24 protein-coding genes are annotated in these 23,948 nt (G+C 46.7%); 4 read left to right on the forward strand and 20 right to left on the reverse strand.

Translation table 11 applies throughout. The features are described from left to right. Positions 1-5 precede the first annotated feature (5 nt). Positions 6-422, forward strand: coding sequence for a biotin/lipoyl-containing protein (locus HPS53_RS00190; protein WP_104368889.1), 417 nt, complete (start codon positions 6-8; stop codon positions 420-422). A gap of 219 nt (positions 423-641) precedes the next feature. Here HPS53_RS00190 and panD read toward each other — a convergent pair whose 3' ends face one another. Together panD and panC are read right to left on the reverse strand one after the other, a co-directional pair. Further along, positions 642-986 carry an aspartate 1-decarboxylase gene (gene panD / locus HPS53_RS00195; RefSeq protein WP_104368890.1) on the reverse strand — a complete coding sequence of 115 codons (345 nt, stop codon included), beginning with the start codon at positions 984-986 and terminating at the stop codon, positions 642-644. Positions 987-988: 2 nt separating this feature from the next. Then, positions 989-1,837, reverse strand: a complete 849-nt coding sequence (gene panC / locus HPS53_RS00200; protein ID WP_172203725.1) for a pantoate--beta-alanine ligase — start codon at positions 1,835-1,837, stop codon at positions 989-991. Positions 1,838-2,020: 183 nt separating this feature from the next. Between panC and HPS53_RS00205 the strand changes: the two genes are divergently transcribed. The 3 genes from HPS53_RS00205 to HPS53_RS12535 are packed head-to-tail and all read left to right on the forward strand — an operon-like array spanning position 2,021 to position 4,458. Then, positions 2,021-2,827 (forward strand): glycogen/starch synthase, encoded by an 807-nt coding sequence (locus HPS53_RS00205; protein ID WP_104368892.1) that lies wholly within the window; start codon positions 2,021-2,023, stop codon positions 2,825-2,827. A 51-nt stretch (positions 2,828-2,878) separates the two neighbouring features. After that, complete coding sequence (locus HPS53_RS00210) at positions 2,879-4,342, forward strand: DUF4270 domain-containing protein (RefSeq protein WP_104368893.1); 1,464 nt, start codon at positions 2,879-2,881, stop codon at positions 4,340-4,342. Beyond that, positions 4,342-4,458, forward strand: a complete 117-nt coding sequence (locus tag HPS53_RS12535) for a dehydrogenase (RefSeq protein WP_253942785.1) — start codon at positions 4,342-4,344, stop codon at positions 4,456-4,458. The genes HPS53_RS00210 and HPS53_RS12535 overlap by 1 nt, the downstream gene beginning before the upstream one ends. A 421-nt stretch (positions 4,459-4,879) precedes the next feature. On the opposite strand, the gene HPS53_RS00215 is transcribed toward HPS53_RS12535, so the two are convergent. The 18 genes from HPS53_RS00215 to HPS53_RS00300 all read right to left on the reverse strand — a co-directional run bounded on the left by HPS53_RS00215 (position 4,880) and on the right by HPS53_RS00300 (position 23,946). Beyond that, complete coding sequence (locus HPS53_RS00215; protein WP_172203727.1) at positions 4,880-7,186, reverse strand: ATP-dependent helicase; 2,307 nt, start codon at positions 7,184-7,186, stop codon at positions 4,880-4,882. A gap of 167 nt (positions 7,187-7,353) precedes the next feature. Then, complete coding sequence (locus HPS53_RS00220; RefSeq protein WP_172203729.1) at positions 7,354-8,319, reverse strand: F0F1 ATP synthase subunit gamma; 966 nt, start codon at positions 8,317-8,319, stop codon at positions 7,354-7,356. A 6-nt stretch (positions 8,320-8,325) separates the two neighbouring features. After that, positions 8,326-9,912: a F0F1 ATP synthase subunit alpha gene (atpA, locus tag HPS53_RS00225; RefSeq protein WP_172203731.1), complete on the reverse strand. Its 1,587-nt coding sequence runs from the start codon at positions 9,910-9,912 to the stop codon at positions 8,326-8,328. 58 nt (positions 9,913-9,970) lie between these two features. Continuing rightward, positions 9,971-10,507, reverse strand: a complete 537-nt coding sequence (locus HPS53_RS00230) for a F0F1 ATP synthase subunit delta (RefSeq protein ID WP_104368898.1) — start codon at positions 10,505-10,507, stop codon at positions 9,971-9,973. Between the two features lie 10 nt (positions 10,508-10,517). After that, positions 10,518-11,042, reverse strand: coding sequence for a F0F1 ATP synthase subunit B (atpF, locus tag HPS53_RS00235; RefSeq protein WP_172203733.1), 525 nt, complete (start codon positions 11,040-11,042; stop codon positions 10,518-10,520). A 35-nt stretch (positions 11,043-11,077) separates the two neighbouring features. After that, the gene (gene atpE / locus HPS53_RS00240; RefSeq protein WP_104368900.1) at positions 11,078-11,317 is read right to left on the reverse strand and encodes an ATP synthase F0 subunit C; all 240 of its coding nucleotides are present in this window, start codon (positions 11,315-11,317) and stop codon (positions 11,078-11,080) included. 228 nt (positions 11,318-11,545) lie between these two features. Beyond that, entirely contained in the window at positions 11,546-12,595 is a 1,050-nt protein-coding gene (atpB, locus tag HPS53_RS00245) for a F0F1 ATP synthase subunit A (protein ID WP_172203735.1), read from the reverse strand. Between the two features lie 37 nt (positions 12,596-12,632). Further along, positions 12,633-12,968: a hypothetical protein gene (locus HPS53_RS00250; RefSeq protein WP_253942786.1), complete on the reverse strand. Its 336-nt coding sequence runs from the start codon at positions 12,966-12,968 to the stop codon at positions 12,633-12,635. 93 nt (positions 12,969-13,061) lie between these two features. Then, positions 13,062-13,313, reverse strand: coding sequence for an ATP synthase F1 subunit epsilon (gene atpC / locus HPS53_RS00255; RefSeq protein ID WP_172203739.1), 252 nt, complete (start codon positions 13,311-13,313; stop codon positions 13,062-13,064). An 18-nt stretch (positions 13,314-13,331) separates the two neighbouring features. After that, complete coding sequence (atpD, locus tag HPS53_RS00260) at positions 13,332-14,858, reverse strand: F0F1 ATP synthase subunit beta (protein WP_104368904.1); 1,527 nt, start codon at positions 14,856-14,858, stop codon at positions 13,332-13,334. Positions 14,859-15,058: 200 nt separating this feature from the next. Next, positions 15,059-16,036, reverse strand: a complete 978-nt coding sequence (gene pfkA / locus HPS53_RS00265; RefSeq protein ID WP_104368905.1) for a 6-phosphofructokinase — start codon at positions 16,034-16,036, stop codon at positions 15,059-15,061. 33 nt (positions 16,037-16,069) lie between these two features. Next, positions 16,070-17,479: an SLC13 family permease gene (locus HPS53_RS00270; protein ID WP_104368906.1), complete on the reverse strand. Its 1,410-nt coding sequence runs from the start codon at positions 17,477-17,479 to the stop codon at positions 16,070-16,072. A gap of 634 nt (positions 17,480-18,113) precedes the next feature. After that, a complete protein-coding gene (gene nqrF, locus HPS53_RS00275) occupies positions 18,114-19,385 on the reverse strand; it encodes an NADH:ubiquinone reductase (Na(+)-transporting) subunit F (protein WP_172203741.1) in 1,272 nt (423 codons plus the stop codon). Positions 19,386-19,401: 16 nt separating this feature from the next. After that, positions 19,402-20,028: an NADH:ubiquinone reductase (Na(+)-transporting) subunit E gene (gene nqrE / locus HPS53_RS00280; protein ID WP_104368908.1), complete on the reverse strand. Its 627-nt coding sequence runs from the start codon at positions 20,026-20,028 to the stop codon at positions 19,402-19,404. 2 nt (positions 20,029-20,030) lie between these two features. Then, entirely contained in the window at positions 20,031-20,657 is a 627-nt protein-coding gene (locus HPS53_RS00285; protein WP_104368909.1) for an NADH:ubiquinone reductase (Na(+)-transporting) subunit D, read from the reverse strand. An 18-nt stretch (positions 20,658-20,675) separates the two neighbouring features. Then, a complete protein-coding gene (nqrC, locus tag HPS53_RS00290; protein WP_104368910.1) occupies positions 20,676-21,413 on the reverse strand; it encodes an NADH:ubiquinone reductase (Na(+)-transporting) subunit C in 738 nt (245 codons plus the stop codon). A gap of 6 nt (positions 21,414-21,419) precedes the next feature. Beyond that, the gene (locus HPS53_RS00295; RefSeq protein ID WP_172203743.1) at positions 21,420-22,583 is read right to left on the reverse strand and encodes an NADH:ubiquinone reductase (Na(+)-transporting) subunit B; all 1,164 of its coding nucleotides are present in this window, start codon (positions 22,581-22,583) and stop codon (positions 21,420-21,422) included. 13 nt (positions 22,584-22,596) lie between these two features. Beyond that, positions 22,597-23,946: a Na(+)-translocating NADH-quinone reductase subunit A gene (locus HPS53_RS00300; protein WP_172203745.1), complete on the reverse strand. Its 1,350-nt coding sequence runs from the start codon at positions 23,944-23,946 to the stop codon at positions 22,597-22,599. Between the last annotated feature and the right edge of the window lie 2 nt (positions 23,947-23,948).

The following is a 23,948-nucleotide window of genomic DNA, read 5'->3' on the forward strand; positions in this document are numbered from 1 at the left end:
GTAATATGAAAGAATATAAATATACGATAAACGGAAATAAATACGAAATAACAATAGACGAAATCGTTGACAACATAGCCAGCATAAAGGTTAACGGGGAAGACTATAAGGTAGAGATTGAACCGGAAGTGAAGCCGGAGAAGCCGAAAGTTGTCGTTCGTCCGGTTGTACAACAGCCGAGTCCGTCGGGCAACCGCAGGATAATCAACCAGGATGCCTTGAAAGCTCCGCTGCCGGGAGTGATAAAGGACGTGAAAGTGAACGTAGGGGATGAAATAAAGGAAGGAGATACCCTTGTTGTACTGGAAGCCATGAAAATGGCGAACAATCTCGATGCGGAAAAGTCCGGAAAGGTGAAAGCAATATGCGTGCAACCGGGACAAAGCGTTATGGAAGGGGATGATCTCGTGATAATGGAATAATCAATACAGCGTTATAATTATAAATGAAAATCCCGGTAAAAGGCTCTTTTACCGGGATTTTCATTTACAATTATGATTTATCGAACATTTATATTCCGACTATATCGAACATTAATCATGACTTATCGGCAAACTATCGGTTGCTATAAAAGCTATTTCCGACAATGGTTTTCAAATGGTTCCGATACTGTCTAATGACAAGGATGAAACCAATCCTTATCACAACATATTGCCCTCTTTCGGAAAGACAACTGTAGGCTTGAATGCCTTTGCCTCTTCAAAGTCCATGAGCGCATACGATATGATAATGCACACGTCACCTACCTGCACCTTACGTGCGGCGGCTCCGTTAAGGCAGATGCAGCCAGAGCCTCTCTCGCCTTTTATTATATATGTTTCAAAACGCTCACCATTATTATTGTTAACTATCTGCACTTTCTCACCAGCTATCATGCCTGCCGCATCCATCAAATCCTCATCAATGGTGATACTTCCCATATAATTAAGATTTGCCTCTGTCACAGTGACACAATGCAATTTTGACTTCAACACATTTATCATCATAGTCACTTATACTTTATATGATCTATAAGACGGATGGGAGTTTTACCGCAATATACAGTTATGCAGCCCACGACATGTTCCGATTCATCCCAAGAAAGAACATCCTGCAGAGTGTCTCCGTCAACGATTGAGAAATACTCCACCTCCAAACCATCAACGGAGTTTATCTTTTCTACCACAAAATCGTGCGTATCGGCAACAGTGTGGGTTGCCGAATATGATATGCTCCCGCTCAAAACCTTGTATATCTCAGGAGCGATCAGACGCTCATCCGGAGACAGCAACGTATTACGGCTTGAACGGGCAAGACCGTCCTCGTCACGTATTATAGGACACTCTACTATGTTCACTCTTAACCCGAGACTGGAAACCATCGCCTTTATCACGGCTATCTGCTGCCAATCTTTCTCTCCGAAATATGCATTATCAGGCCTCACGATATAAAAAAGGCGGCTCACGACCTGGCAAACACCATTAAAATGGCCGGGACGATGAGCACCTTCCATCACGGTAGATACGGGAGGGAACTCAAAATAACGGTTGTCGGGCTGCGGATACATCTCCTCCACTGATGGGGCGAAAACTATATCGGCGCCACACTCGGAAAGCAAAGCACAATCGGCATCAAGTGTCCGCGGATAATTACGCAAATCATTCTTGTCGTTAAACTGTGTCGGATTGACAAACACGGAAACCACAGTCACATCGTTTTCCGCCACACTACGCCTGACAAGCGAGGCGTGCCCCTCATGGAGGGCACCCATCGTAGGCACAAGTCCCACCGTCTTTGCTTGTTTGCGATAAGCAAAAAGCTCGTTCTGGACATCAACAATCCTACTAAATACTTTCATTGCAATAACAACGCTTTTACGCTTTTATTTAAATCGGGTGCAAAATAACAACTTTTTTGCCAAATAAAGGAAAGAATAGAGTAAAAATATGCCAAATAAAAAGCCTATTCGCTTAAAATCACATATTATATTTCGAAATTGCCAAATATTTTAGTAACTTTGCATTTGATTAAAAACAAAGTCATGACAAAGAAAGTATTATTCATTAACCAGGAGATTTCTCCTTACGTCCCGGAAAGCGGCCTTTCGACCATGGGACGTAATCTGCCCCAAGCAATACAGGAAAAAGGACACGAAATCCGCACGTTCATGCCTAAATGGGGAAACATAAACGAACGCCGCGGCCAACTGCATGAGGTCATAAGACTCTCCGGAATGAATCTTATCATCGACGACACTGATCATCCGCTGATTATAAAAGTAGCTTCGATACAGGCTTCCCGCATACAGGTTTACTTCATCGACAACGACGATTACTTCGCAAAGCGCCTCATGGCGGCCGATGAAAACGGAAATGACTATACCGACAACGGTGAAAGAGCCATATTTTTTGCACGCGGCGTATTGGAGACCGTGAAGAAACTACGCTGGGTTCCGGATATAATCCACTGCCAAGGGTGGATGAGCTCGGTAATTCCACTATACGTAAAGACGGCATACCACGACGAGCCGTCGTTTACCAACGCAAAGGTTGTTACCTCACTTTTCACAAACGAGCTGAAAAACGATTTGGGAAGCAACATCAAAAAATGTCTCGAATTCAGGGATGCAAAAGCTGATTTGTTTACCAAATACAACGACCCGTTTGATTTCAGGGAGCTTGGTAAACTTGCGATAGACTATTCAGACGGCGTGATAGAAGCTGACGGTAATGTTGACAGTGAACTGATAAAATATACGGAAAACAGCAATATACCGTTGCTCAAATACCCGGGAGAAGATTTCGCAGAGCAATATGAATCTTTCTATAACAGTATCTGCGGAGAATAAACGACAACAAAGAAAGAAATTTAAATCATTAAGAATCACAAGACTTCAATAATGATGAACATAAAACAATTATTCTGTATTGCCATTGCGGCAGTATGCTTTTCCGCATGCGATGACACTACCGATACATTAGGAAACTCACTTACGAACGACGTTGACAAATTCGACATCATCCCAGACACATTCAACGTCACAACAAAATCCATAATCATTGATTCCGTTTTGTCGAGTAGCCAATACAGTTATTTGGGACACATCAAAGACCCGGAGACAAAAACATACGTCACGAGCAATTATACTACCCAATTCGCCGTATTGGAATCGTTTGACGACAGCAAACTGCTTCCGGAACAGGACAGCATAGTAAGCCGTAATGAAAACAATGACATCATAGCCGACTCTTGCAAACTGAATATATATTTCTATTCGTCTATCGGCGACTCGCTGAACCCCATGCGTCTGACCGTACACGAAATGGCACAACCGATTAAAGAAGGCATCCCCTACTATACCAATTATAATCCGGAAACGGCAGGCCTTCTCAGAACCGATGCCAACGCCATAAAGAAAAGCAAGACATATACACCGGTAGATCTTAATCTCAGCGACAGCGTACGCTACAAAATCGTGGACAAGACAAACATGGAGTCTGTGAGCATACCGCTGAACGAGCCGTATATTGACGCGGCCGGAAACCAATATGAGAACTACGGAACGTACATCATGAGGAAATATTTCGATAATCCCGATGATTTCAAAAACTCATACAACTTCATTCACAACGTATGTCCTGGCTTTTACATCAAGTCTACAGACGGATTGGGCGTGATGTCGGAAGTATATCTCACAGAACTGGCGCTATATTACAAATACTTGAATGACAGTACATATAATGGTACATTGCTATTATCAGGCACAGAAGAAGTGATGCAGACAACAAACATAGTCAACGACAGGAAAACCATAGATCGGCTTGCGGCAGACAACACATGCACATATATCAAAGCGCCGGCAGGAATATTCACGGAAGTGACCATTCCCGTGGAAGAGATAAAGCTCAACCACGATAAAGACACCATCAGCTCGGCAAAAATTGTGTTCAACGCCATGAACGACGCCACGGATGAAGACTACGCCTTCGGAAAACCGCAGAACCTGCTTATGGTACACAAAGACAGCCTGTACGAATTTTTCGAGAGAAAAGAACTGCCGAACTACAAGACATCGTTCGTGGCCTCTTACAACAGTTCGTACAACACATACACTTTCAACAACATATCAACGCTTATTTCGGCAATGTATGAAGCCAGAATGAGTGGGAAAGCATCAGAAGACTGGAACAAGGTAGTACTTGTACCTATCTCGATAACACGCAATTCATCGTCAACGGCATCGTCTGTGACCAACGTATCGAACGAGATGTCGCTGAAAAGCACACGACTCGTAGGCGGAAAGGACAACCCGAGAAACCCAATAAAGATAAGCGTGATATACAACAGGTTTATAAAGGAATAATGGCAGACAACTATCTTGAAAAACATCGGGAAGAATACGAAGCCAGAAAGGCCGCATATCTGAAAAAGAAAAGATCACATCTGCCAAAGAGTAAAATATCATCTTCCGATAAATAAGGAAGATGATATTTTTTTGCATTCATCGGCCGATTATTGAGACTTTCTTATTTACACGTAAAGTTCTTAATCACGGCTTTCCATAAAATCCAGGCCATGCGGTTTCTCACACAAAACTCCCATGTCTTTATGAATTCCATACTGTGATTTACCGTTTATGTGTGTTGTTTTACTTGTTTTTAATATCGTGGACTATTATGTGTTGTTTTTATCGTTATGTGACATGTGGTTACCGTTTATGTACCGTGTGTGGTGGGGGGGGGGTACGGTCTATGCACCGTGGCTTCCGGACACTGGTATATTATTGACGAAACACTCCAATACACTTCGGCTGAAACATGTGAATACACTTAACAACCAAAACACATAAACCTAAAAAACAAAGTAATAGTCACTATATAATAAAGATTTAGGACAACTTTCATTCAATGATATTATATCTTGCGAATTTCAAAAGCAACTGTTTAGTTCCTGCATTTTTGAACTCAACCGTCGCCTTTGTGTTCTCACCGGTTCCTTCTATTTTCACAATACGTCCTACTCCAAAACGCTGATGCTCTATTACAGAACCTTCGCCTACCTGCCCGAAAGGCTTTGCCGTGACAGTAGAAGAAGTGGCTGTTATCGGTTTCAATCTCGAAGGCACCGGTCGCGTAGCTGCCGGTCGCGCTTGCGGTTGTGGACGTCGAACGTCATAATTATGCCTGTGACTGTATTGAGGTACGGTATACTCGGAGTCATCAAATTTATTTCCCGAGTCTATTCGTATCAGACCGGGAGCGAAATCACGTATGAAGCGTGACGGAGAACTGAACTCCATGTGCCCATATCTGAAACGACTTTTCGCACATGTCATAACACATCTTTTCTCTGCCCTTGTCACTGCCACATAAAGTAATCTACGCTCCTCTTCAAGCTCTCTCGGATTGTCACAACTGGCAGGAGAAGGAAATATATTCTCTTCCAATCCCACTATAAAGACATTCGGAAATTCAAGTCCCTTGGCACTATGAATAGTCATGAGCGATACCTTATCGTCATTATCCCCATCATCGCTGTCAAGGTCTGTAAGCAAAGCTATCTCCTGCAAGAAGTCACCAAGCGATACATGGTTTATCATACCCTCCTCCATTCTACTCTCCACAAAATCCTGCATACCGGACAAGAACTCGTCTACATTTTCCTGTCTTGACATGTCTTCCGGCTCACGTCCGCCATAAATATCCTTGCTTATTCCGCTGCCTTGGATTATATCGTGTCCTAAATGATATGCATCGTCTGTCGCTGACCGCTCCCTCCATTCGTCTACCAACGCACGAAAGTCCGCCAGCTTTCTCAATGTTCCATTGTTCAAACCTGTAGGATAGTTGTCCGGCTCACAGATAACCGCCCACGGACCTACTCCGGCCTCATTGGCGGCATTCATTATTTTCTTCACTGTAGTGTCGCCAATGCCACGGGTAGGATAATTGATTATCCTGCGCAACGCTTCCTCATCATCAGGATTGACAACCATACGGAAATATGCCACAATGTCTTTTATCTCTTTTCGCTGATAGAAACTTAATCCGCCGTATATCCTATACGGGATGTTCATCTTACGCATGCTCTCCTCAAAACTCCGGCTTTGGGCATTTGTGCGGTAAAGAATGACAAAAGACGAATATCCGCAGTGCGTCACCGATTTTATCCGCTGTATGTCATTGCATACAATGATAGCCTCTTCCTTGTCGCTATATGCCTGCTTGAAAACCAAACGGTCACCCTGAGCATTCTCACTGAATACATTTTTAGGTATCTGACGTGAGTTTTTCTTTATCAGACTATTGGCCGCTTCCACTATCGCCTGCGTAGAACGATAGTTTTGTTCGAGCTTAAATAATTTAGCTCCATCATAAGAGTCGGTAAAACCAAGAATATTATCAATATTTGCTCCGCGGAAACCATAGATACTTTGGGCATCGTCCCCAACAACGCATATACGGCGATGCTCTTTTGTCAACTGCATAACTATGGCCTGCTGGACATAGTTTGTATCCTGATACTCATCCACAAGAACATACATGAAAAGCCCGGAATACTTCCGACGCACATCCTCATTGGTATCGAAAAGTACATAAGTATTCACCAGTAAATCATCGAAATCCATAGCGTTGGCCTGCCTGCACCTCTCGGCATAACGTATATAAATATCTTTTATGGCCGGCTGCTTCCTTTCCCTGTCTGCCGCCACTTCCAAAGTATTATTGGCATACGCCATCGGCAGCAGCAAACGGTTCTTGGCCATGCTAATCCTGTCGGCCACGGTCGAGGCTTTATACACTTTATCATCAAGTGCCATCTCTTTGATTATGGTCTTTATCAAAGAGCGGGAATCATTCTGATCGTATATGGTGAAATTCCGGTTATAGCCGATTATGTCTGCCTCCGCACGCAGTATACGAGAAAAAACGGAGTGAAACGTTCCCATGTTCAGTCGACGTGCGTCGTCCGCACCTACAAGCTTACCTATGCGCTCTTTCATCTCGCGAGCCGCTTTGTTGGTAAAAGTAAGTGCCAGTATGTTCCACGGGTGCATACCTTTCTTCAAAAGATAAGCTATTTTATATGTCAACACACGTGTCTTGCCAGAACCTGCGCCGGCAATCACAAGGGAAGCGCCATCGCAATACTCAACCGCAGCACGCTGACCGTCGTTCAACCGCTCCAATAATGTCTCTTCTGTCATTTCAATATACGTTTGAAACTACAAAATTAGCACATTTATTTGGCAAACAAGAATGTCGAAAGCAAATTAAAAGGAGAGATTTGCTTTTTGGCAAACCCCTCCTCGTAAATATCTTTACCGCACCGGGCGGCCTTGATACACAATAGTATTTATACCGTGAATGTATCTTATTTATTGACTGACCCTCCGACGATGTCGAGAAGCTCGCTCGTAATGGCTTGCTGCCTGCTCTTGTTATACTGCAAATTCAACTCTCGGAGCAATTCATCGGCATTGTCTGTAGCCGTCTGCATTGCCACCATACGGGCCGCATGCTCACTTGCGTTACTGTCGAGCAGGGCCGTGTAGAGCATCAGATGCGCCAATTTGGGTATCAGCAGGCCGAGCACTGTATTCATGTCAGGCTCCACGATAAAATTGTCATTGAGCGGTTTGGCCCTCTCGGTATCGCGCACAGCCTCCTGCTGCTTCTTGCGAAGATACTCCTGAGTCTGTCGAGTAACAATATTGACAGACAGGTCACGCTCACGGTCACGAGCCAGCTCACTTGTCAAGTCTATCGGCAGGAAAGGTTTGCGGGTAAGTATCTGCGAACCGGCACTTTTGAAATGATGATATATCATCTCTACACGGTCAACCTCACCGCTCATGAATTTACGCCCAAGTTCCCTCGCCAACTCAATACATTGACCCACATTCGGACTGTCGGCCAGGCCAGTGAAATCACCTGCCGACTTCAACCCGAGCTTAGCCACCCTCTCTGCTACCTTACGCCCGATAGGATAGATTATGATGTTCTCTTTTCCCAAATCGGCATATTCATCAACAGCCTGCTGCATCATCTTCAATATATTTGCGTTAAATCCGCCACATAAACTGCTGTTCGAAGCATATACAATCAGTGCCACACGCTTGACGGGTCTCTCTATACTGAATACCGTCGTTGCATCGGCCTCTGATGCGAGGAATGTTTTAAGAATATGCTCGAGCATTGTCTCATAGGGAAGCATATTCTCTATCAGTATCTGGGCATGGTGCAACTTCGAGGACGCAACCATCTTCATCGCACTCGTAATCTTACGGGTACTGTTGACACTGGCTATACGGGTCTTTATTTCCTTCAATGACGGCATAGGCTGTTAGCTTTTATACTGACCGGCAATATCTGCCATCACAGACTTTATCACCGCAGTAATATCATCGTCTATCTTTCCTGATGCCAGAGCCTCTATTACCTCCGGATGGGTGGAACGCAACTTGTCGAGGAACGCATCCTGGCACTCACGAACATCCTCTATCGGCACATCATGCATAAGACCGTTCGTACCGCAGTAGATTATAGCGACTTGCTCCCCTACCGGCATAGGAGCGTACTGCTGCTGTATCAATAGCTGATTGTTCTTTCGGCCGCGGTCAAGCATCATCGCTGTCACAGAGTCCATATCGCTTGAGAACTTGGAGAAACTTTCAAGTTCACGGTATTGGGCCTGATCGATCTTCAATGTTCCCGCAACTTTCTTCATACTCTTTATCTGAGCCGAACCGCCCACACGGGATACTGATATACCAACATTGATGGCCGGTCGGAAACCTTGATTGAACAGGTCTGTCTCCAAATAAATCTGTCCGTCGGTGATTGAAATCACATTTGTAGGGATATAAGCCGATACATCTCCAGCCTGGGTTTCGATAATGGGTAGCGCCGTAAGCGAACCGCCTCCCCTTACATGACCTTTCATGCACTCGGGCAGATCGTTCATCTTCTCCGCCACTTCCTGCTGGTCATTAATACGCGCGGCACGCTCCAAAAGACGGCTGTGCAGATAGAACACATCACCGGGATATGCCTCACGGCCTGAAGGACGGCGCAAAATCAATGAGACCTCACGATAAGCGACAGCCTGTTTGGACAAGTCGTCATATACTACGAGCGCCGAATGGCCTCTATCGCGGAAATACTCACCGATTGCAGCTCCGGCAAACGGTGCATAATACTGCATGGCTGCCGGATCAGCAGCTGTCGCAGCCACGATTATTGTATATGGCATCGCACCATGCTCTTTAAGCGTAGATACAAGAGCCGCCACCGTACTGGCCTTCTGTCCTATTGCCACATAGATGCAATATACAGGCTTGCCCGCGTCATAAAAGCTCTTCTGGTTTATTATCGCGTCTACCGCAATGGCGGTTTTACCTGTCTGACGGTCGCCGATGATAAGCTCGCGCTGACCGCGCCCGATAGGTATCATGGAGTCAACGGCTTTCAATCCCGTTTGCAGCGGTTCCTTGACAGGCTGGCGATAGATAACACCCGGAGCCTTACGGTCAAGCGGCATTTCGAAAGACTCGGTCAGATCAATGTCACCTCTTCCGTCTATTGCCTCACCCAAAGGATTGATAACACGCCCAAGCATATTATCATTCACACGTATTGAGGCAATGCGCTTTGTACGCTTGACAACCATTCCTTCTTTAATGCCCGACGTAGTACCAAGAAGCACGCAACCGACATTGTCTTCTTCAAGGTTCATCACGATTGCCATCGTGCCATTTTCAAACTCAAGAAGCTCATTGGCCTCGGCATTGCGCAGTCCGTAAATACGAGCCACTCCGTCACTCACCTGAAGCACGGTACCTACCTCGTCAAACTTCTCGCTACTGCTGACACCATTAAGCTGCTCAAGCAACACCTGGGAAACTTCGCTTGGTTTAATTTTATCTGACATAAACTTAAAATCTTTATTACACTTCATGACGCATGCAGGCACACATCATGGTTTGGTTTTATTTCTTTAATGCTGTGAGAATGGCGTTAAGCTTTGATTTCACACTCGCATCCATTCTAAACGTGTCATATTCCAAGATAAATCCGCCGATTATATCCGGATCCACGTCTGTCTCAAACTCCACAGCTCCTTTAGCCTTACTTTCCACCATGGCGCGCATCTTATTCTCTGTTTCTGAGGATACCGGCACAGCGGTCGTAAGTTTTCCACGAATGATATTCTTCTGTCTCCTGTAAAGGGTTATATAAGAGTTCGCCATTAACTGCATCACATTCTCACGGTCATTCCTTAACACTAAACGTATGAACGACTTTGTCAATGCTGTAGGATTATCGCCTACGGCCGTAACCAGCAACGCCTCCTTGGTCTCTTGCGGAAGCATCGGATTCTCGATCGTAAGTCTCAATTCCGGTACCTTAACATAACTATCGGACAAAGTAAGCATTTCCGAATATACCTTATCCTCCTGTTTTGCGTCTGTGGCACTTTTGAGCAGTGCACGCGCATATCTTACCGATATTACTCCCATATCAATCAGTCTTTACTTAATTATCAGAATAGGAAGAAGATACACCATCCAACATGCGATCTATCAAATCCATCTGTGCCTTGTCGTTGCCAAGATTTTCACGCAACACCCTCTCGGCAATCTCTACACTGAGAGTAGCCACTTGATTACGAATGTCGTTGATTGCAACCTGTTTCTCATTCTCAATCTCGAGCCTTGCATCGTTAATAAGGCGCACACCCTCCTCGCGTGCTTTCTCCTGGGCTTTCTCCACGATAGCATCACGCGTCTCAGCAGCTTCTTTCAATATCTGCGCCTGCTTTTCACGGGCCTCGCGCAATATCGATTCGGCTTCTTTTTGAATATTAGCTAATTTCTCGTTCGCCTCATGTGCTTTCTGAAGACTTTCGTCTATATATCTCTTTCGATTTTCCACCATATTGACAATGGCCGGAAATCCAAACTTTGCAAGCACTATAAAGACCACTAAAAACGCTACGGACATCCAAAATAACAACCCGATGTCGGGTGTTAGTATTGATGGCAAATTAAGTGATCCCATTTATTTTTGTTATATTTATATTTATGGTTCTGCTATTATATAAGGAATGCGCAAGCCGCAATGGCAAAAAGAGCACAACCCTCGACAAAAGCAGATGTAAGAATCATGTTTGTCTGGATCTTACCGGTTGCCTCCGGCTGACGTGCAATAGCATCCATTGCGCTACCGCCAATCTTACCAATACCCAAACCTGCTCCAATTGTAGCGATACCTGCTCCGAGACCGCAGCCCAGCTGTGCCAGACCTTCCGCAGCCAATAATGTTGAAATAATCATAATCTAATCTTTTAATTTATTAATCTATACTGTTTATATTCTCTATCTGTCCTTTAATAATTAGAGTTCTGTACCCTGTCTTTTTTAACCGTTGACACCTTGCCTAACAGTCGGGTCCGCTTCGAATCCCCCATTGCCTCACCTTAAAACAGGCGGTGACACACCATTAACAAGCTATAACATTGCCCCGACAAGCCAAACCATGCGTTTACAAATCCTTTATTCTCGTCAATGACTATGCTCCTGGTGCGCCAATCCGATAAAGACGGCGCTCAGCAACGTGAAGACGTATGCCTGGACAAACGCCACCAGCAGTTCAAGACAGTTCATGAAAAGAAGCATCACGACACTGAACGTATTCAATCCGACACCATAACCAACTCCCATTGACCACCCGAGGAATATCACGCACGTGAAACTGAGTATCACAGCATGACCTGCCATCATATTGGCAAACAGACGTACCATCAGCGCAAAAGGCTTTGTAAACAAGCCGAAGAACTCTATCACAGGTATCAATGGTACGGGATACGCTTTCAAAAACAACGGCACTTCCGGCCAGAAAATCTCCTTCCAATACTCCTTATTGCCAAACAGGTTGACAACGAGCATAGTACATACTGCCAGAAACAACGTCACGTTTATATTTCCTGTAACGTTCGCACCTCCCGGGAATACAGGGATAAGCCCCACAAGATTGGATGTGAATATAAAAAAGAATACTGTCAGCAAGTAAGGAGCATAGGGCTTGTAATGCTTCTCTCCTATTGACGACTTTACCAAATCATCGTGAATGGTCATCACGAGCATTTCCATCATTCCGACAAAACCGGAAGGAGCCGCACTCTTCTCGTCATGCCTCTTATACCAACGGGCACATGACAAAAATACAATAACCAGCACGGCCACAACGATCCAGATCTGGGCAACAGCCTTGGTTATACTCAAATCTATCGGCCTGACAACACTTCCGTCCGCCAGCCTTTCATAAATCTTACCGTGATGCTCCTCGTTGAAGAAGAAACGCTCCGGCAAGTTATGAGCAGTACCGAAATACCACTCACCGGTATTATCGCTACGCACGATTACCGGAAGAGGTATGCCAATGTGCTTGCCCTCATAAGTGGCTATATGCCATTCGTAAGAATCCGAAAGGTGTTCAAGCACAATGTGAGGAATGTCTATCTTCCCGCCATCGCTCTTTGTTTCTTCCGCATTTGACAATACCGGAAAGAGCATTAACAGAACCAATAGTATAGTTACCTTTAACTGCTTCATTATTCTTTTTTATTTATTTTATCTTGTGCGTATTCCACTAAGACTTATTAGACACTTTAGCAAAGAAAACCGCATGATGTATCAATGATGCCAAATAAAATACCATGAAAGTCAAGAAGAAGACAAGCATCGCGCCACGTCCCGCTATAAGATAATAGACAAACATCGCCGCCAAGGCCAGCAACATCCTGAAAGCAGACACTGACGTGTAGAAAGTAGGAAGATACGATGGCGCTCTTTTGGCAATCAACCGCCATACCGCCACATCCGCCATGTCTACCACAAGCATGAATACGGCACTGACAATCAGAGGTGCCATCATTCCGGGAATGTCACAAATATTCATCAGCAACACTCCCACCGGAAACAACATACAAAAAATGGCCGCACTCCCAAACGCGTAATTTCTGCTTAACCTGTCTATATCACCCATACTTCAAGATAACATTGCGATACTATGATGCCTCTAACTTGCCGCGATCTCCACACAGATATTCACGTTGTTCTTCTGCACCTCTATAAATCCTCCGGATATATTCAGTTGATATGTACCGGAGAGGGTCTTGTATTCCACCATACCGTCCAAAAGTGAAGATATTATGGGAGCATGATTGGATAACACCTCAAACCGTCCCAACTGTCCGGGCACGGTAACACTCTCCACATCTCCGTCAAACTCCACTTTTTCCGGTGATACGATTTTCAGTCTCAAACTCATATCCTTGCGCTATTAAGATTATCCTTGTGCCGCTTCCAACAGAACCTTGGCCTTAGCCTTGGCGTCTTCTATCGTACCCACGTTAAGGAAAGCCTGCTCAGGCAGGTCGTCCACCTCACCGTCGAGGATTGCGTTGAAACCTTTGATTGTGTCTTCTATCGGTACCATCACGCCGGGAAGACCGGTAAACTGCTCGGCAACGGCAAACGGCTGGGAAAGGAAGCGCTGTACACGACGCGCGCGGTTTACGGTCAGCTTATCCTCATCCGAAAGTTCGTCCATGCCCAAAATAGCAATAATATCCTGCAATTCCTTGTACCGTTGCAATATCTCTTTCACTCGCTGTGCACACTCATAATGCTCCTTGCCCACAATCAGAGGGTCAAGAATACGCGAAGTACTGCCCAGTGGGTCTACCGCAGGATAGATACCCAGCTCGGCTATCTTACGGCTAAGCTCTGTCGTGGCGTCAAGGTGGGTGAATGTCGTCGCCGGAGCCGGGTCTGTCAGGTCATCGGCCGGCACATAGACTGCCTGCACGGACGTGATTGAACCGCGCTTCGTGGACGTTATTCGCTCCTGCATCGTTCCCATCTCACTGGCCAGAGTAGGCTGATAACCCACAGCCGAAGGCATACGGCCGAGCAGCGCCGACACTTCCGAACCGGCCTGCGTGAAACGGAATATATTGTCGATGAAGAACATGATGTCCGCCGCCTCACCGTCTTTTCCTCCATGGTCACGGAATTCCTCGGCCACGGTCAGCCCCGACAACGCCACCGACGCACGCGCTCCCGGCGGTTCGTTCATCTGTCCGTATACCAGTGTAGCCTGCGATTTCTTCAATTCTTCCGGGTCGATGAGAGACAAGTCCCATTTTCCTTCATCCATGGCCTTCCTGAACTTATCGCCATATCGGATAACGCCAGACTCTATCATATCTCGTATCAGGTCGTTACCTTCACGGGTGCGCTCTCCCACTCCCGCAAAAACCGAATATCCGTTATGTCCCTTGGCTATATTGTTTATAAGCTCCATGATAAGCACTGTCTTGCCCACGCCGGCACCTCCGAACAGTCCGATCTTGCCACCTTTCATGTAAGGCTCGAGCAGGTCGATAACCTTGATACCCGTAGCGAGCATCTCTTTCCTTGTCGAGAGTTCCTCAAACTTAGGCGGCTCACGGTGAATGGGGTATGCTCCGTCCATGCTTAGGGGAGCCATACCGTCTATCGGTTCTCCGATTACGTTCATCATGCGTCCCTTGATTTGCTCTCCAGCCGGCATCACGATAGGCGATCCGGTAGGCACGGCGTCAAGCCCGCGCTGCAAACCGTCCGTATTGTCCATTGCCACACAGCGCACGGTATCCTCACCTATATGCTGCTGTACCTCAACTATAAGGTCACGTCCGTCGGGACGCTTTACTTTCAATGCCTCGTGAATTTTAGGTAACACTTTCTCCGCGTCCAGACCTTTCGTATCGAAATAAACGTCGATAACCGGTCCTATTATCTGAGAAATATGTCCGATAATTTGTGACATAAGCTTAATTATATTTAGATATTTGTTTTCTCTCCAGTAATATTATGGCAAAGGTAGCTATTTTTTTTCACAACCAAGCACATTTTACTCTTTTTATAAATCGATAAATATATGCAAGGTAAATACGGCATTTTCCGCAAATCAGAACAAAACGGAAACAACCCTTTCCATAAGGCGGCACACACCATGTACGCCCTCTGTCAGATACTCAACTCGTCAAGAACTTTTATCAGTTTCATGTCGAGCGGCTTGTCTGTCCTGACAGCGTCGGCAAAAGGCACGTAAACCACCTCATTGTTGCGCACGCCTACCATAACATTGCGCTGTCCCTGCAATATGGCCTCTATCGCGCCCACACCGGTGCGACTGGCCAGTATACGGTCGTGGGCGGTTGGACGCCCGCCTCGTTGGAGGTGTCCGAGAATAGACACGCGCACATCATAATCGGGATATTCGTTTCGCACGCGATCGGCATAATACAAAGCACCGCACTTGGGACTTTCAGAAACAATCACTATGCAGCTTTTCTTTGACTTGCGTATGCCCCGCTCCATAAATCTTACCAACTGGTCCACGTCTGTCGAGTCTTCGGGAATGATGGCTGCCTCGGCCCCGCTGGCTATGGCACTGTTCTGCGCAAGAAAGCCCGCGTCCCGTCCCATGACCTCAACGAAGAATATCCGCTCATGGCTCTGCGCCGTGTCACGTATCCTGTCCACACAGTCCACGATGGTGTTCATCGTCGTGTCGTATCCTATTGTAGAATCCGTGCCGTAAAGGTCATTGTCTATCGTGCCTGGCAGGCCGACGCAACACACATCATACTCGGCCGCGAAAATTCTCGCTCCGGTGAGCGAGCCGTTTCCTCCGATTACCACAAGAGCGTCTATCTCCTCCCTTTTCATCGTCTCATAGGCCTTTGCCATGCCCTCCGGAGTCATGAACTCCTTGCTGCGGGCAGTCTTCAATATCGTGCCGCCGTGCATGATTATCCCGCTCACGTTTTCAGTCGTGAACGGCTTGATCTCTCCATGTATCAGCCCTTCATATCCGCGATATATTCCTTTGATGTTAAACCCGTTGCATATACCGGCACGTGTGACGGCTCTGATTGCGGCGTTCATTCCCGGAGCGTCGCCTCCCGAGGTGAGCACACCTATTGTCTTTATCTTTGCCATATACTTAATCTTTTTACTAAAAAAAACTCACATCTACCGCATAAAAGTGATCTCAGCCCATAATATGGCCAACCCGGCAAGCCATCCAACCATGATCTTGGCCGTGCAGTGCTTGACATACCATCCGATCCGCATACGCTCGATCTTCATAAGTGCCAGACCGCTCACATTGGCAAAGCATACAAGGCATCCTCCAACGGCTGTCGAGTAGGCAATGATCTTCCAGTAGGCACCGTTGACCACAAAGTCGGACATATAAGCGGCATCGCTCCACATGCCGATATTGCCGCCATCGAGCACCGGATACATCGATATGCCGGTCATGGCGATGGTAAACATGTCTACCATTCCGCTCAACAGACCGGCCACCACCCCATAGAACCACACATTATGCACATTGTAGTCTATCCATCCGGACAGAGTGCTGAACACTCCCGTCTCAGAGGCAGCTCCCATTCCGAGCATTATGCCGATGATAAAAAGTATGGACTGTATATTGTCGTACCGCAATGCCTGCGGCATGCGGCGCTGTATCATCCTGTCGGCATCAAGAAGCTTACGGTTGATAACCTCGTCTACGACCCACAACACAGACAGGACGCAAAGCGCCCCGAGAAAAGGACTGAGCTTGGTGATGTTATGGAATGTTGGAATAAACCACAGTCCGCCTATGCCCACCACCAGCATCACAAGCCGCTGCCACCGCGTGAGGTTGGTGTCATCGCCCCGGTACCGGGCCGCCGGCCACTCCACATCGAGACGTTCGGGAAGACCGCGGCTAAGCAGATACGTGGGCAACCCCCAGGCCGCCATTGCCGGCAACACAAGATATGCCGAGAAGTTGGTCGCCGTGACGGCTCCGTTTGTCCAAAGGGCAACACCGGCGGGGTCGCCGATTACCGTGAAACACCCTCCCGTATTCGCCGCAAGCACAATGGCGCAGCCTATTATGAGGCGCTGACGCCTGCCCTGCACGATGTTGTGCATGATGGTAAGCATCATGGTCGATGTGGTCAGATTGTCGAGATTGGCGGAAATCACGAATGTGAACAATGTTATCGTCCATATGAAACGCCTGGAGTTTCTCGTGCGCACCCATTCGCTTATGAAATCGAAACAGCCGTTGTTGTTCAATATCTCTATTATGGACATCGTGGCAAGCAGAAACAATACGATAGACGCAGTCTTGCCAAGATACATCAAAAATATATGGTCATAGATATAATACTTGACGGTCTCGCTTGATGGCGACCTACCCGCCAGAAACTCCATATATTCATGCGGATGACGCTCCATGACAAAATCCGTGCCATAGGAGATGTAGAGTATCCACCCGACCGTGCCGACAAACATGGCTATTGCCGCCTTGTTTATATTTGTCAGGTGCCCCGTGGCTATCAGGAAGTAGCCCAACAACAGTATTATTACTATCACCAACGTCATACACCGTACATTTTTATCGACAAAGATACTAATCTTTGGCCGAAAGACAATATTATTTTAACAACCTTTAATCTGTTTGCCGGTTTTTATCCGAACGGCAATGTTTGTTGTGAAATAATATTACAAAAGTGTTTCCATATTCCGATTATTCCGGAAATTAAAGTCACAAGACCGAAAATATCGTCGTATTTCACTGTTTTCGTAAAGACCTGCCTGCCAGCCAAATACATCGGTGTGCCTTGAAGCACGCAGCATCCACAATTCCATAAGCGTCTCTTTTCTCACAATAAGATACTCGTTGGGACGCGTTTAGATGCCCGTTGGGACGCAACGGGTGTCTAAACGCAGACCAATTAGCTGCCGAACGCACTCCAACGAGCGTCCCGTTGCAAGAAAAATGTAAAAATTCCATGTCACGACAGTCCTGCCGCCGCATTGCATATAGCGATGTATATCGTGTAGCCGACGTGGAACGAGAAAAAACAAAGTGTTAAATTCATGACTTTATTATTACTTTCCGCACAATAGATGGGCTGTAATCCCAAAACAGCATACCATTACCGCCCGAACGGGACAAAGCCGCTGAAATTCAGCGGCTTTGTCCCGTTCGGGCGGTATGTATGGCGGTCAGCCGTTATCCTCCGAAATTATCATACATTATGGCCTCGCCATCCACTCCGAGACTGTCGAGCATCCCGACAACGGCATTTGACATCGGACACGGACCGCACATGTAGTACTCGATATCTTCCGGGGCATCATGATTTTTCAAATACGTATCATACATCACCTGATGCACAAATCCGGCCGTATACTTCACTCCGGCCTCGTCGGCCACAGGGTCGGGACGGTCAAGAGCAAGGTGGAAATGGAAATTGGAATACTCTTTTTCCAGTTCAAGGAAATCATTGAGATAGAACACTTCACACAGCGAACGGGCGCCATAGAAATAATGCATCTCCCGGTCGCGCACATGCAGCGTCTTGGTCATGTGCATTATCTGGGCACGCAACGGAGCCATTCCAGCTCCTCCGCCGACCCAGACCATCTCTTTCTTCGAGTCGAATATCGGGTGGAAATCACCGTAAGGACCGCTCATTATAACCTTGTCTCCCGGTTTGCGACTGAAAATATATGACGACGCTATACCCGTGGGCACATCCTGAAAGCCTACCTGCGGGCGTGGCTTGAATGGAGTTGTGGCGATGCGGACGGTAAGCATTATACGATCACCCTCTGCCGGATAGTTGGCCATTGAATATGCCCGCACGGTATCTTCGGGGTTATGAGCCTTCAATGAGAATATATTGAAATTCTCCCATGCCGGCAGATATTGGTCTCCGATATCGGCTTTGTCAAAATCCTTGTCATAATCGATACAGTCGTAAGCCGGAATTTTAATCTGGGCATACGAACCGGGCACAAAATCCATGTGCTCTCCCGGAGGAAGCGCCACGATAAACTCCTTGATGAAACTGGACACATTCTTATTCGATATAACGGTACACTCCCACTCTTTGACACCCATCACGCTCTCCGGTACCTTAATCTTCAAGTCTCCCTTGACCTTGCACTGGCATCCAAGCCTCCAGTGGTCTTTAATCTCCTTTCTTGTGAAATGGGATTTCTCCGAGTCGAGTATCTCTCCGCCGCCTTCAAGAACCTGTACCTTGCACTGTCCGCAAGACGCCTTGCCTCCACAGGCCGACGAAAGGAATATCCCGTTGTTGTTCAATACGGACATCAGACTGTCGCCCTGCCCGGTCGTTATTGTCTTGTCTCCATTCACAGTAATCGTCACATTACCGCCCGGTGACAGATATTTTTTTGCAATAAGGAGCAGAGCCACCAAAAGGAGAGTGGTGACGAGAAGAGCTCCAATGCTTAATAATATGAATTGTATCATTTAGAATTATCTTTTATTAAATGTTCAGACCCGAGAAACACATCATTGCCATAGCCATAAGGCCTACTGTTATAAAAGTAATGCCAAGGCCTTGCAACGGCTTAGGCACATCGCTATACTGCATCTTCTCACGTATGGCACCCATAGACACGATGGCAATCGTCCAGCCAATTCCGCTACCTACGGCGTAAACGACCGAATCGAGCACACTGCCTATATACTGTGAAGAGGCCGGATCGAGATTGATGCGCTGCTGCATGAACAGCGACGCTCCCATTATGGCACAGTTTACGGCTATCAAGGGCAGGAAAATTCCAAGCGAGGCATAAAGCGACGGAGAAAAACGCTCTACCATCATCTCCACCAACTGCACGATACCCGCTATGACCGCTATATACAGAATGAACCCGAGATAAGATAAATCCACACCCGGCAAAAGACAGTCGGGGCCGAGAACACGTGTCTGCAAGAGATAGTTTACAGGGACGGTGATGAGCAGCACGAACGTAACCGCACAACCAAGCCCCAACGATGTCTTCACATTCTTTGACACGGCAAGGTAAGAACACATGCCGAGGAAAAACGCGAATATCATATTGTCCACGAAAATGGACCTGAAAAACAAACTTACCAAATGTTCCATATTCATTTCTCCTTATAAAAATAAGCCCTGTGTATCCATATCACGCATCCCACAAGTATGAGCGCCATGGCAGGCATTGTCATCATACCGTTGTTTATATAGCCGGCATCATACGCGCATTGTGGTATAATCTGAATGCCCCCGAGGCTGCCTCGGCCGAAAAACTCCCTGCATGCACCCACTATAATCAGAATCATGGCATATCCGAGACCATTTCCTATGCCGTCGAGAAAACTGGGCCAAGGCTTGTTCATCATCGCAAAGGCCTCAAGACGCCCCATCAGAATACAGTTTGTTATTATAAGACCTACATATACGGACAACTGCACGCTGATATCATACGAATATGCTTTGAGAACCTGACTGACAACAGTGACAAGTGTCGCCACCACGACAAGCTGCACTATGATGCGTATCCGTGTGGGAATAGTATTGCGTATCAGTGATATTATGACATTGGAAAAAGCCGTAATCACAGTAACGGCAAGTCCCATGACTATCGAAGGCTTCAACTGTGCGGTCACGGCCAACGCGGAACATATGCCCAACACCTGCACCAGCACGGGATTATCCGGATTTAAGGGGTTTGCGAGAACTTCTCTGTTCTTCTTTGAAAACAACTTGCTCATATTTCTTTCTGCTTCGTTTTACCTTTCATTCAAAAACTTCATATATTTTCCAAGACAATCGGCAAACATGTTGCTGACACCGTCTGAGGTGAGGGTGGCACCGGTAATGGCATCCACTTCCGACTCCGCGTTCTTTAAATCCGACGGTTTTCTCACCGCAAGCGCAATCCTCTGCCTGTCATTTTCCGCGTCAGCGAAGAGCTTCTTACCACGGAACTTATCACGCCACGCCTTATTGTCCTTTATCTCGGCACCAAGTCCCGCTGTCTCACTCTCATGATTGAAATAAGCTCCGTACACGGTCGACTTGTCACTGTCTATGGCGATATATCCCCATATAGGCCCCCACAGTCCCATACCGTATACGGGAATGACATATTTCGTCTTGCCATTCACGTCGCAAACAAAAAGTCCGAGACGCCCGGCCTTATAGTCGGAACTGTTCAACATGAAAGCGGCTTGCTCTCCACCTCTACTGCCTTCATCGGTCGTATGCCCTTCCTTGTCTATTATCTTGTCGGCAAGTACTATGCGGGAATATTCAGAAGACACGTCATCATTGCTTATGTTGTCGATGTTAAGAGCCGCGAGTATCTGCCTTTTCTTATCAAGAGCCACATTGACATCCTGTACCGGCTTCAATGTCTGAAAGACAAAAGCCAGCAGAAAAGCCACCATGACAACCATCACGGTACTGTATAATATAATGTATATGTTGGATTCTTTATTGAATCCCTTTCTATTCTGTTCTGCCATCGTGCGTTATTTTTTAGTCTTTAAACGTTTCATTCTCTTCGATATGTTTCTCTCAACGACGCAATAATCTATCAACGGAGCAAACATATTGGCAAAAAGAACGGCCAGCATCATTCCCTCCGGATAACCGGGATTCATCACGCGGATAATGACAGCCAGCGTGCCGATAATGAATCCGAATACCCATTTGCCGGCCTCGGTACGCGCACCAGTCACCGGATCCGTCGCCATGAACACCGCTCCGAAAGCAAAACCGCCAAGCACAAGATGCTCATACCATGGCAACGGCGTCATTCCTGACGCGCTGAACAAAAATGCGGTAAGACCGCCGCCAACAAACACACTCAGCATCGTTTTCCAGCTGGCAATACCTGTCCATAGCAACACAACCGCTCCCGCCGCTATTGCTATAACGCTCGTCTCGCCTATGCTGCCGGGAATAAATCCCAAAACCATATCGCACAGTGAATATTGAGCGGCGCTGCCACTGCCTATCGCACCAAGCGGTGTGGCACAAGTGAAAGCATCGGGCAACTGATTGCCGAAACCGAAGATGCTGTCTTTAGCCACCCACACGGTATCGCCACTCATCTCCGTAGGATAAGAGAAGAAGAGAAAGGCCCTGGCAACCAACGCCACATTAAAGATATTCATGCCGGTACCGCCAAAAATCTCTTTGGCAAACACCACGGCAAAAGCAACCGCAACGGCAAGTGCCCACAAAGGACAGTTCACCGGAACGATAAGCGGTATCAGTATTCCCGATACGAGAAAGCCCTCCTGTATCTCTTCACCCTTCCACTGCGCCCAAGCGAACTCTATGCCAAGACCTACCGCATAGCTTACGATTATCTTAGGCAATACGGCAAGAAAACCGAACAAAAACACCTCGGCGAAAGTTGCCGAAGATAATGTGCCTGCCGCGAGGTAGTTCTGATAGCCAACATTATACATTCCGAAAAGCATCGCCGGAACAAGGGCGATGACAACCATGCTCATTATACGCTTTGAATCGATGGAGTCATGAATATTGGTCCCGCTCTTTGACGTGGCATTGGGCACATACAGGAACGTGTCCATACCGTCATATATGCTTTTGAAAGCGTGTAACCTGCCGCTTTCTTCAAAGTTTGGTCTTATCTTATCAAGATAATTTCTCAATATACTCATAGTAACATTTATTTTATTCATTCTCCTTACGCAACATATCCAAGCCACTACGGACTATTCGCTGCAATTCCAACTTAGAACTGTCGACAAACTCCGCCAAGGCAAAATCTTCGGGAGAAACCTCGTAAATGCCGAGTTGTTCCATTTTATCTATATCTCCGGCTATTATGGCCTTTATCAAATACTCGGCGTAAATATCCATAGGCAGCACACGGTCGTACTCCCCACTCATTATGATATGACGCTCACCGCCCTTGATACGGGCATCGGGCGCATATTTCCTTTCACGAAAAAGCCATGAGAAATAGCTTCTACTGGACGAGTACTGGTTTAGCCGCGGCATTATCCATCCGGCAAACTCATCGGCATCATCCCCCTCCGGTATCACGGTTATTTCCGAACTATGAGCACCGAGAAAGCCGTCTTTGGATGTCTGCTTACCGGTAAGGACGTTGCCGTCTATTATCCTTACTTTCTTTTCCGTCTTAATGCTGTTGCTGAGCAGTGTAGACAGTTCTTCACCAACAAGCATATCCACATAAGCCGGCTTCTCTACCTCGCTTCCCACAAAAGCTATGGTGCGACGCAAATCCACTTTTCCCGTATTGAACAGACGCCCGAAAAACAATACGGCGGAAGGTTCTACCGTCCAAACGGTCTCTCCTTTGTTCACCGGATCCACATGATTGACATGTACACCCACATTACCGGCCGGACAAGGACCGTCAAAAACATTGATCTCGACATTCCGCGCTTTTGTCAACGCATCGGCAGATTGGCCGACTCCTATTCCGAGGTAAGTCTTGGCCATTTTGGAAAGGGCAGTCAAACCTGTTTGAAAATCATCTTCCTGCCCTTGCAACTCAAACTCAAAATCGGCCGCCAAAGGCATATCCCTAAGCGCAGATACGAAAATTGCCTTAGGCATTGTATCAGGATCAGCCGATACCGCATAAGGCAACATGTTGATATAACCGAACAGTCCAGCCTCAAGCAAGGCATCCTTCACATCCCGGCCGCTGAGATTTGCCACATCTTTCTTTCCGAAACAAACATACTCCTGAGCATCATCAGCATCTACACGAATGCCAAGCACCTTACGCCGGTCTCCACGGACAACTTGCCTGACAATCCCGCTTACCGGCGAGGAGAACTTCACTGATGGATGGTTCTTATCAAAGAACAAAGCCTCACCGGCCTTAATCCTGTCACCTTCTTTAACAATAACTTTGGGAATCACGCCTGTAAAACTATCCGGCTGTAACGAATATTTACCATTAGAGCGTAAACGGATTTTCGTCCTCTCCGCCTTGCCCGCAAGGTTAATATTCAAGCCTTTGCGTAATTTAATTACATTTGTCATAT

The organism is Prevotella sp. PTAC (assembly GCF_013166535.1).
Lineage (GTDB): Bacteria > Bacteroidota > Bacteroidia > Bacteroidales > Bacteroidaceae > Prevotella.